Genomic DNA, 9,898 nt, shown 5'->3' with positions numbered 1-9,898 from the left:
AGAAATTGAATATCGCTCCTTAAAATAAACTTGGAGCCAATACAATTTCAAGAATTTCTCTTCGCCTATTCACGAAATTAGACGCAACTCTAGCAAATGCAATCTAATTATAAAGATTTTCTCATTCGAGATTGGAACCAAAGCGACCGCCTTTTTGCAGCGGCGGTTATTAGTTCGGTATTGGCAGAATACGGTTTATGCTGGGAACCTGTAGGCGCAGACCGAGATGTATTAGAGGTAGAAAATTATTATTTAGCGACTGGTGGAGAGTTTTGGGTAGTAGAATCTCAAGGTCAAATCGTGGGAACCGCTGGCTACTATCCTTTCCATCGCGGTGAGAAGGCTGTAGAAGTTAGAAAAATGTATTTATTGCCCCAACTGAGAGGATTAGGGTTAGGGAAATTTTTACTACAAGAATTAGAAAAAGCGATCGCAGCTAAAGGATTTCAGCAAATTTGGATTGAAACTGCCAGTGTTTTAGTAGAAGCCATCAAACTATACGAAAGCAGTGGCTATCAACCTGCAACAGGGGTAGAAACAGCACGCTGCGATCGCATTTATGTCAAAACTTTGTAGAGACTTTGTAGAGACGTTACATGTAACGTCTCTACAAAAATTAAAAAGCGTCCTGCAATTCGTAGAAGTCAGGGGAAACGTAATCTTTCCGCAAGGGAAAACCAACCCAATCTTCCGGCATCAACAGCCGCTTCAAGCTGGGATGTCCTTCGTAGACGATACCAAACATGTCGTAGGATTCTCGTTCTTGCCAGTCTACTGCTTTCCAAATCCAGTAAACAGAGGGTACGCGGGGGTCTTCTCTAGGTAGAAAAACTTTAATCCGCACTTCCTCTGGTCTGTCAGCATTATCGCTCAGCTTGATTAAATGATACATGCTGACTAAATCTTGTCCTGGACCAGAATCGTAGCCGCACTGACACTGGAGATAGTTAAAACCGTAAGCATAGAGTGCTGTGGCGATCGGTAAGAGGAAATTGCGATCGACTTTGATGATTTCTACTCCTGAGTGGTCTGGCTCCATAACTTCGTGATCGAAGCCGTTTTCCTTCAACCACTTGGAAGTCTTTCCCGCTTCGACAATTTTTGTTTCTTCGGCAGGTACGGGTTTAATCTCTTCTTTTGTTTCTTCTTCAGCCACGGTTCACTTCCTCTTTTTTGGCAACAGATTGCAGGGCTGGTGGTATGGGCATACCAATTGCCTCTGTCAGCTCCTTCGGTGGCGCTTGCCGTGTAGCAACCTGTAGATATTTACCATCGCTGATAGGTGGTACAACCTTCATGCTATGGGTCGTGCTGTAATAGCGGTGAGTTTGCTTGATCGGAGTCCGCTCCTGCATCGACTCGTTCGCAATTTTCTTGCGTAACTTGATGATGGCATCAATGATTGCTTCGGGACGAGGAGGGCAACCAGGTAAGTAAACATCGACGGGAATCAATTTATCGACACCCCGTACAGCGGTGGGTGAATCTACGCTGAACATACCACCAGTGATAGTGCAAGCTCCCATAGCTATGACATACTTGGGGTTTGGCATTTGTTCGTAGAGCCGCACTAATTGGGGAGCCATCTTCATCGTGATCGTGCCAGCGGTGATGATTAAGTCGGCTTGGCGGGGGCTAGAACGGGGGATGAGTCCGAAGCGATCGAAGTCAAATCGCGAGCCAATCAAAGCCGCAAATTCGATAAAGCAGCACGCCGTACCAAACAATAGAGGCCACAAACTAGAGAGTCTAGACCAGTTATAGAGATCGTCAACCGTGGTGAGAATGACGTTTTCAGATAGTTCTTGAGTAACTGAAGGGCGCTCGATTGGGTTAATGATGCGTTCTTTTTGTCCGGCTGGATCGATATTTAAGACCATTCCAAAGCTCCTTTACGCCATGCATATACAAGGGCAACAACTAAGATTGCAATGAAAATGAGGGCTTCGATAAAAGCCAACAGACCGAGGCTGTGGAATGCAACTGCCCAAGGATAGAGAAATACTGTTTCTACATCAAAGACCACGAAGACCAGTGCAAACATATAGTAGCGGATATTGAACTGAATCCAGGCTCCGCCTATGGGTTCCATGCCTGATTCGTATGTCGTCCGGCGTTCTGGGCTGCGTCCGCTCGGTCGGAGGAGCTTAGATGCAGAAAGGGCAAGCGCTGGAACTAAACTACAGATTAAGAGGAAGCCTAGTAAATACTCGTAGCCGCTAAGAACAAACACGATGGATAATTACCGTTGCTAGAGTCAATAATTTTGTTATCTGTCTTTACATATTATATATATTTGGGTTTCACGCACTAGCAAAACCTAACCCTTGGCATCATTCGATTCAGTTCTGCTTCTGATTGAGAAAATCTATGCATCAGTCAGGGATGAGGAGCAAGGAGCGAGGAGTGAGGAAAATTCGGAATTTGTTAAGAGAGAGTGGTGCATGTTAATCAGTCACTGGTCACTGGTCACTGGTCACTGATAACTGCTCCCTTACCCCTTGTAGAAGAAGTCATTTCGCGTCATAATTTTTAACATGATTTTAAGTTTTGCGCCTCTACTTTCTCATTTGCCTTACTATGAGCGAACCAGCTATTGATACCCAAGCGCTAGACCGATATGAATGTCGGGCTTGCGGCTATGTGTACGAACCCGATCGCGGCGATGATAAGCACGATATTGCCCCTGGCATACCATTTGCAGAACTATCTTCTACTTGGCGATGTCCAGTTTGTGGAGCGCGTAAAAACGCATTTGCCAACATTGGTCCAGTGGGACAAGCCTCTGGCTTTAAGGAAAATCTCGGCTACGGGCTTGGCGTGAATCAGCTCACTCCAGGTCAGAAGAACATTTTGATCTTTGGTGCTTTAGCATTAGCCGTCTTGTTTTTTCTCAGCCTATATGGGTTACAGTGAACCTGCTGTCAGGCAAGCTTGGTGCAGACGGCGATCGCCTAACCATATATCTGTATGCTGACAAGTAGATAGGCTTTCATTCGACCTATCGGCATACTGAAATATTCTTACAATACATTCAATTTGTTTAAGTAGAGCACGTAAAATCAGCATGTTTTCACCGTTAAAATTTTGGCAAAAGATTGTTGTCCTCGTAGCAGTCGTCTTGCTGTGCGTCGGCTGTAGTAGCGTTCCCTCTACTAGTTACAATCCTTGGGAGGTAGTTACTTTACCAACGGATGTTAACTTGCAAGATGTTGGCTTTACGGACGATACCCAACATGGCTGGTTAGTGGGGAATAAATCTGCTTTATTTGAAACTAAGGATGGTGGCAAAACCTGGCAGCAGAAGAGTTTGGATTTAGGTGACAAAAACTTTATTCTGTCTTCCGTGAGTTTTTCCGGTCAAGAAGGATGGATTGTTGGCGAACCATCTTTACTGCTACATACAAATGATGGTGGCGAAACTTGGTCGCGGATTCTCTTAAGTGAAAAGCTACCAGGCAACCCAAACACAATCGTGGCGCTGGGGCAACAGTCAGCGGAGATGACTACAGATGTAGGCGCAATTTACCGCACTACTGACGGTGGTAAAAACTGGAAAGCAATGGTACAGGAAGCCGTAGGCGTGCTGCGAAACGTGGCGCGTTCTGAAGATGGTAAGTACATTGCTGTTTCTGCTAAGGGGAATTTCTATTCAACCTGGGAACCAGGTCAAACGGCATGGCAAGGTCATAACCGGAATAGTTCCCGTCGCCTGCAAAATATGGGATTTGGTAAAGACGGGCGTGTATGGATGCTGGCACGAGGCGGTCAGGTGCAATTTACTAAGGCAGATAATACAGAAGAATGGGAAGAAGTACAAAATCCAGAGTTATCTACTAGTTGGGGATTGTTAGATTTGGCTTACCGGACACCTGAAGAAATTTGGGTGACTGGTGGTAGCGGTAATCTACTTTGCAGTCCAGATGGCGGAAAAACTTGGCAAAAAGACCGAGGCGTAGAATCAGTCCCCTCGAATCTTTACAAGATCGTCTTTCTCTCTCCAGAGAAAGGATTTATTATCGGTCAGCGCGGAATTTTGCTGCGTTATCAAGGTCAAGCAGAATCAGCTTAATGAATTTGGGGATCGGGAAGAAAGAGACAAGGGAGACAAGAGAGACAAGGGAGACAAGGAAGAAACTCTAGCCACTAGCGCCTAGCTACTGATAGCTGTCTACTGTCAACCAATTATCAAATGTTCGCAGCCATTCTTTACTCCCGACTAATCGCTAACTACTGGTCAAGGTTTCGTATGATAATGAGTAAGAAAGTAATGGTTCTTAATGGAGGAAGGTAAATGTCAGGAACGACAGGCGAGCGTCCGTTTTCGGATATTATTACCAGCGTGCGTTACTGGGTGATTCACAGTATTACGATTCCAGCTTTGTTTATCGCTGGCTGGTTATTTGTTAGTACTGGTCTTGCCTATGATGTATTTGGAACACCCCGACCAAACGAATACTATCCCCAAGAACGGCAAGAGTTGCCAATCGTGAGCGATCGCTTTGAAAGCAGAAAACAGATCGAGGAATTTATAGGAAAGTAGTTTGAAATGAATACCAATCAAGTCAATCAACCAATTCAATATCCAATTTTTACCGTCCGCTGGCTAGCCGTTCACACCTTAGCTGTACCGACAGTATTTTTCTTAGGTGCGATCGCTTCTATGCAGTTCATTCAGCGATAGGAGAAGTTTATGCCATTAGAAAGATCGAAAAACCCTAATAACCAGCCTGTAGAATTAAACCGGACTTCCCTATACTTGGGTTTGCTGCTAATATTCGTGCTGGGCATTTTGTTTTCTAGTTATTTCTTCAACTAACTAGATTCAAGGCTGTTGTCTTTAATTTATCTAACTGTGTAATTTAGGTAGGAGAAAAAGCTGTGTCTGGAAGTGGAAGAATACCCCTTTGGGTTGTAGCAACTATTGCTGGTTTGGGCGTGATTGTTGTTGTTGGAACATTCTTTTACGGTTCTTACACTCATTTAGGTTCCTCGTTGTAAGAACTTTGGCAAAAGTCAAAAGGTAAAAGTCAAAAGTCAAAATGCTTATTTGAAGGGCTTTTAGCTGGTTTTGAGCGATGGCTTTACTTTTGTAATGATGTACTAGCTAGCTGAAGTTCTTCGCGGTCGATTATATCGTTATCGACAATAATGCTAAAAACCGCTTACCCAGTTTAGGTGAGCGGTTTTTTAATTAGGGATTAGGAAACAGGGCTGAGTTAACAGAGTTATAGCGTGGAAAGATGAGGACATGAAAGCAGCTTGTCTTCTTTACATGAAAGGTATTTTCCTTCTGCCCTCAGCATAACTGCCTTCTGCCATAGTCCCGAACTCTCTAGATCCCTGAGGGGTCTTCACGCTCGATGTAGAGAAACAACAAAGCCATTGCTACGGAAGGAAATACTAGAACCGTCAGCGGAACTAGGATTGATGGTAAAAACGATGCTGAAAACATATTGCTAGATTCCTTATGAATATAAGACTACAACCAAAAACGAATTTACTGCAATTTGCGATCGCTGCGGCATTTTCTAAAAATTTTTAACAATAGTGAAGTAGGATTAAGCGCCTCTCAGCAAAGTACTAGAGGTCGCGATCGCCACAATTTCCCCATTTAAGTATTTCAGAATACTTTTATTCTGGCATTTTTATTGTATACAGTATACTTAAATAAATTTAATTGGATGGCGCGATCGCATTGGTCAAGCACTTTTATGCAGCCCAGTGGCTGACTCGTCTAAGATCGATCGCGAAGTCACTTTTTAACTATGTGGATTTAGAAAGTGCAGCAATTATCACCAGAACGCTTAATTTTAACCATCAATGGCGAAACAGTCCGCCTGAAAGATGTCTCACCGACAATAACGTTGTTGGAGTACTTGCGACAAAGCGGACGCATCGGCACGAAAGAAGGCTGTGGGGATGGCGACTGTGGGGCTTGTACTGTTGCCATTGTAGGTGAAGGCGCGGATGGAAAACCCCACTATCAAGCAGTGAATAGCTGCCTCATACCCTTGGGTGCAGTAGCGGGAAGAGAAATTATTACTGTAGAAGGGGTTGCCAACGGACAATTACATCCAGTTCAAGCCGCAATGGTAGAAACAGGTGGTTCCCAGTGTGGCTACTGTACCCCTGGCTTTATTATGAGTATGTTCGCTGCCTACTACGATCGCCAAGTAGACGATATGGCAATAGAAGGAAACTTGTGCCGTTGTACGGGATATTTGCCAATTCGCCGTGCTGCCCAACAAGTGATGCAAATGCAGCCGCCAAGCGATTGTTTCAGCCATCAGATAGCACAAGCAACAACTGAAGTCAGTCAAATTAGCTACAGTTTTGAAAACCAAAAGTTTTATCGCCCGACGCAACTACAGACAGTTTTAGAATTACTGCAACAGCATCCTGGCGCTAGCTTAGTCGCAGGGGCAACAGATTTAGGACTGGAAATGAGCCATCATAGCAAAAACTTTTCGGTGCTGATTTCCTTAGAAGCGGTAGCAGAGTTGAAAACGCTGACAAATATACCAGAATTGGTGGAAATTGGGGCAGCAGTACCACTAAGTCATATTGAAGAAAACCTACGCGGTGTCTTTCCAGCAATGGATGAGATGCTGCACTGGTTTGCGGCGCGTCAAATCAGAAATCGAGCCACATTAGGCGGTAATATCGGTACAGCTTCACCAATTGGCGATTTGCCTCCAGTATTACTCGCTTTAGATGCCCAACTGCGTATAGCTGGAATTGGGGGTGAAAGAATTCTTCCCTTGGCAGATTTCTTCAAAGGATATAGAAAAACAGATTTGCAGCCAGGAGAAGTCATCGTCTCCATTCAAATTCCCAAAAACATTACACCTGGCGCGACTCGCCGCTTGAGTCAATCTTATAAAGTAGGCAAACGCGGCACGGACGATATTAGTATTGTCGCAGCCGCATTTACGATCGATTTAGGCGATCGCGATCGAATCGAACACGCCAGACTCGCATATGGCGGAGTTGCCGCAACACCAGCCAGGGCAGTAGCAGTAGAATCGAAGCTAATTGGCAAACCCTGGAATGCCGAAACAGTAAAACAAGCCAAGCAAGAATTGAAACAAGCCTTCACACCACTTACCGACTTGCGAGGTAGCGCCGAGTATCGCAAGATGCTAGTTGCGAATTTGTTTGAGAAGTTTTTTGTGGAAATGGGTAATGGGTAGTTGGTAGTTAGTAGTTGTTAGTGATTTTGACTTTTAACTTTTAGCTTTTGACTTCCTTATCTTTGCGCCTCTGCGTCTTTGCGCGACCAAAATCACATAACCTTGAGGGGGACGAGATGACAGTAGGGAAAACAAGAAGCCACGAAAGCGCCGCCGGACACGTCAGCGGCAAAGCAATTTATACTGATGACCAACGCTTACCAGCAGGGATGCTTTCCCTCTACCCCGTACTCTCTCCCCACGCAAAAGCGCGAATTACAAAAATCGATCCTGCTGGCGCATATGAAATTGATGGTGTCGTCACAGTCATCACCGCCGCAGACGTACCAGGAGTAAACGATACTGGAACGATTGTCTACGATGAAATCCTGCTTCCCGACACGGAAATTAGTTACTACGGACAAGCAGTAGTTTGGGTAGCAGGGGAAACTGATGAAGTTGCAAGACTGGGTGCAGAAAAAGTTGTCGTCGAATACGAACCACTAGAACCAATTCTGACGATAAAAGACGCGATCGCAGCAGATAGCTTTCATCTTAAACCGAGAGTGATTAAACGAGGCGATCCGGCAACAGCTTTACAGCAGGTAAATTGCTATCTTGAAGGTGAAATGGCAATGAATGGTCAAGATCATTTCTACCTAGAAACCCATGCGAGTTGGGTCATACCAGATGGGGAAGGTAATTACCAAGTCTATGCTTCTACCCAGCATCCCACAGAAACGCAAATTGTCGTTTCCCGCGTGTTGGGAATTACTAAAAATCAAGTTGTCGTCACTTGTATCAGAATGGGTGGCGGATTTGGCGGAAAAGAATCGCAAGCAAATCCTTTTGCAGGTGTAGCCGCGATCGCAGCATGTAAAACAGGTCGTCCGGTGCGGGTAAAATTAAAACGTCACCACGATATGATTTTGACGGGTAAGCGTCACGGCTTTTTAGGGCAGTATAAAGTCGGTTTTACCAATGATGGCAAAATCGTTGCTTTAGATGTAGATTTATATGCCGATGGTGGCTGGAGTTTGGATTTGTCGCCTCCCGTACTGCTGCGGGCGATGTTACATGTAGATAATGCTTATTACATTCCCCATTTAGAAGTCAGAGGACAAATTGCCAAAACTAACAAAGTCTCGAATACAGCATTTCGAGGTTTTGGCGGTCCTCAAGGCATGGTAGTTATTGAAGATATTATGGATCGAGTAGCACGGTATTTGGGTTTACCGCCAGAAGTGGTGCGAAAACGCAATTTCTACCACGGTGAAGGGGAAACGAATACCACTCATTACGACCAAGAAATTTTTGATAACCGCATTGCCAAGGTCTGGCAGCAGGTGAAAGATAGCTCGAATTTTACCGCACGTAGAGACGCGATCGCGCAGTACAACCAAGCCAGTACTTACAAAAAACGCGGTTTGGCAATTACTCCGGTTAAATTTGGAATTTCCTTTAATAAAACTCAATACAACCAAGCAGGCGCATTAGTCCTCATCTACACCGACGGTAGCATTCAACTGAATCACGGCGGTACGGAAATGGGACAGGGGTTGCATACCAAAATGTTGCAAGTCGCCGCCCAAACGCTAGGGGTAAAGATCGAACGCCTGCGGATCATGCCTACGAGTACGGAAAAAGTACCGAATACCTCTGCAACTGCTGCTTCTAGCGGTGCAGACTTAAACGGACAAGCGGTGAAAGATGCTTGCGAAACGCTGAAATCTCGGCTGGCTGTGGTGGCGGCTGGGTTATTGAAGTTGGATACACCCGAAGAGATGGTATTTGCTGACGATTGGATTTACTGTCGCACTTACCCTTCAGCGCGAATTCATTTTGAAGAGGTGACGAAACAGGCGTATGGCGATCGCATTAGTCTTGCTGCTACAGGGTATTATCGCACTCCTAATATTTATTGGGATGATGCGACGGGTAAAGGCAGACCGTTTTACTATTATGCTTACGGGGCGGCGGTGAGTGAAGTTGAGGTAGACGGCTTTACAGGTAACTTTAAGTTACGACAAGTTGACATCGTGCATGATGTGGGAGAATCTTTAAATCCCTTAGTCGATCGCGGGCAAATTGAAGGTGGTTTCGTACAGGGGATGGGTTGGCTGACGATGGAAGAGTTGGTGTGGGATGAGAAAGGACGCATTCGCACTTATGCCCCTAGTACGTATAAAATTCCTACAATTGGGGAAATACCGGAAAGTTTTAATTTACATTTATTAGAACGGGCGGCTCAAGATGGGGTAATTTATGGTAGTAAAGCTGTCGGCGAACCCCCGTTGATGTTGGCGCTTTCGGTACGGGAAGCGATTCGGGCAGCAGTGGCGGCGTTTGGGGATACAGATTACGTTCCTTTAGCTTCTCCTGCAACTCCTGAAGCTATTCTATGGGCAGTTGAATACGTCCGCGATCGCGCTACTGAAGCTGTGGAAGCAGTGGGGGAACCGCAGCCTGTTTCGGGTTAGGATCGAATTATAATAGACTCTTTGGGGGGTTGGGAGTCTCCAAGATATACGATTCAATTTCGAGTCTTAGCCCCCTTTTTAAGGGGGTTGGGGGATCTCCAAGATCTTCGATTTTGCAGATTGAAATGTGTTGAAATGAACCCAGTTGAAGATTGGTTTTTATAGTATATCTATTAACCAATAACTTTTTGACTACGGCAGAAAGATCCCCCCAACCCCCCTTTTTAAGGGGGGCTATAGAAA

The 9,898-nt window shown here is 45.1% G+C and carries 14 protein-coding genes; 9 read left to right on the top strand and 5 right to left on the bottom strand.

Annotated elements, in window-relative coordinates; all coding sequences use genetic code 11:
* Positions 1 to 96: 96 nt before the first annotated feature.
* Positions 97 to 576 carry a GNAT family N-acetyltransferase gene (locus C7Y66_RS28695; protein ID WP_106548164.1) on the top strand — a complete coding sequence of 160 codons (480 nt, stop codon included), beginning with the start codon at positions 97 to 99 and terminating at the stop codon, positions 574 to 576.
* Positions 577 to 616: 40 nt separating this feature from the next.
* On the opposite strand, the gene C7Y66_RS28690 is transcribed toward C7Y66_RS28695, so the two are convergent.
* Genes C7Y66_RS28690 through ndhC form a run of 3 tightly spaced genes read right to left on the bottom strand, consistent with a single transcriptional unit; the run spans position 617 to position 2,233 of the window.
* Positions 617 to 1,156 carry an NAD(P)H-quinone oxidoreductase subunit J gene (locus tag C7Y66_RS28690; RefSeq protein ID WP_106548163.1) on the bottom strand — a complete coding sequence of 180 codons (540 nt, stop codon included), beginning with the start codon at positions 1,154 to 1,156 and terminating at the stop codon, positions 617 to 619.
* Entirely contained in the window at positions 1,149 to 1,880 is a 732-nt protein-coding gene (gene ndhK, locus C7Y66_RS28685) for a photosynthetic/respiratory NAD(P)H-quinone oxidoreductase subunit K (protein ID WP_015154011.1), read from the bottom strand. The genes C7Y66_RS28690 and ndhK overlap by 8 nt, the downstream gene beginning before the upstream one ends.
* Positions 1,871 to 2,233 (bottom strand): photosynthetic/respiratory NAD(P)H-quinone oxidoreductase subunit C, encoded by a 363-nt coding sequence (gene ndhC, locus C7Y66_RS28680; protein WP_015154010.1) that lies wholly within the window; start codon positions 2,231 to 2,233, stop codon positions 1,871 to 1,873. The genes ndhK and ndhC overlap by 10 nt, the downstream gene beginning before the upstream one ends.
* A 347-nt stretch (positions 2,234 to 2,580) precedes the next feature.
* On the opposite strand from ndhC, the gene C7Y66_RS28675 reads away from it, so the two are divergent.
* Entirely contained in the window at positions 2,581 to 2,916 is a 336-nt protein-coding gene (locus C7Y66_RS28675) for a rubredoxin (protein ID WP_015154009.1), read from the top strand.
* On the opposite strand, the gene C7Y66_RS31475 is transcribed toward C7Y66_RS28675, so the two are convergent.
* A complete protein-coding gene (locus tag C7Y66_RS31475) occupies positions 2,908 to 3,069 on the bottom strand; it encodes a hypothetical protein (protein ID WP_158266018.1) in 162 nt (53 codons plus the stop codon). The two genes, C7Y66_RS28675 and C7Y66_RS31475, sit on opposite strands and share 9 nt — an antisense overlap.
* On the opposite strand from C7Y66_RS31475, the gene C7Y66_RS28670 reads away from it, so the two are divergent.
* The 5 genes from C7Y66_RS28670 (at position 3,068) to C7Y66_RS28650 (ending at position 5,001) form a co-directional block, all read left to right on the top strand.
* Positions 3,068 to 4,072, top strand: coding sequence for a photosynthesis system II assembly factor Ycf48 (locus C7Y66_RS28670; RefSeq protein ID WP_015154008.1), 1,005 nt, complete (start codon positions 3,068 to 3,070; stop codon positions 4,070 to 4,072). The genes C7Y66_RS31475 and C7Y66_RS28670 overlap by 2 nt on opposite strands.
* Before the next feature lie 222 nt (positions 4,073 to 4,294).
* On the top strand, positions 4,295 to 4,543 hold the full coding sequence (psbE, locus tag C7Y66_RS28665; protein WP_015154007.1) for a cytochrome b559 subunit alpha: 249 nt from the start codon (positions 4,295 to 4,297) through the stop codon (positions 4,541 to 4,543).
* Positions 4,544 to 4,549: 6 nt separating this feature from the next.
* A complete protein-coding gene (gene psbF / locus C7Y66_RS28660; RefSeq protein ID WP_015154006.1) occupies positions 4,550 to 4,684 on the top strand; it encodes a cytochrome b559 subunit beta in 135 nt (44 codons plus the stop codon).
* 9 nt (positions 4,685 to 4,693) lie between these two features.
* The gene (locus C7Y66_RS28655; RefSeq protein WP_015154005.1) at positions 4,694 to 4,819 is read left to right on the top strand and encodes a photosystem II reaction center protein L; all 126 of its coding nucleotides are present in this window, start codon (positions 4,694 to 4,696) and stop codon (positions 4,817 to 4,819) included.
* Positions 4,820 to 4,881: 62 nt separating this feature from the next.
* Positions 4,882 to 5,001, top strand: a complete 120-nt coding sequence (locus tag C7Y66_RS28650) for a photosystem II reaction center protein J (RefSeq protein WP_015154004.1) — start codon at positions 4,882 to 4,884, stop codon at positions 4,999 to 5,001.
* A 334-nt stretch (positions 5,002 to 5,335) separates the two neighbouring features.
* On the opposite strand, the gene psaI is transcribed toward C7Y66_RS28650, so the two are convergent.
* Positions 5,336 to 5,455: a photosystem I reaction center subunit VIII gene (gene psaI / locus C7Y66_RS28645; RefSeq protein ID WP_015154003.1), complete on the bottom strand. Its 120-nt coding sequence runs from the start codon at positions 5,453 to 5,455 to the stop codon at positions 5,336 to 5,338.
* Positions 5,456 to 5,783: 328 nt separating this feature from the next.
* Here psaI and xdhA point away from each other — a divergent pair, with 328 nt between their 5' ends.
* Entirely contained in the window at positions 5,784 to 7,196 is a 1,413-nt protein-coding gene (gene xdhA, locus C7Y66_RS28640) for a xanthine dehydrogenase small subunit (protein WP_106548162.1), read from the top strand.
* Positions 7,197 to 7,312: 116 nt separating this feature from the next.
* Positions 7,313 to 9,655, top strand: a complete 2,343-nt coding sequence (gene xdhB / locus C7Y66_RS28635) for a xanthine dehydrogenase molybdopterin binding subunit (RefSeq protein ID WP_106548161.1) — start codon at positions 7,313 to 7,315, stop codon at positions 9,653 to 9,655.
* Positions 9,656 to 9,898: the final 243 nt, after the last annotated feature.

Source organism: Chroococcidiopsis sp. CCALA 051 (genome assembly GCF_003015105.1).
GTDB classification, from domain to species: domain Bacteria; phylum Cyanobacteriota; class Cyanobacteriia; order Cyanobacteriales; family Chroococcidiopsidaceae; genus Chroococcidiopsis; species Chroococcidiopsis thermalis.
This window is presented reverse-complemented; position numbering and strand designations above follow the sequence as displayed.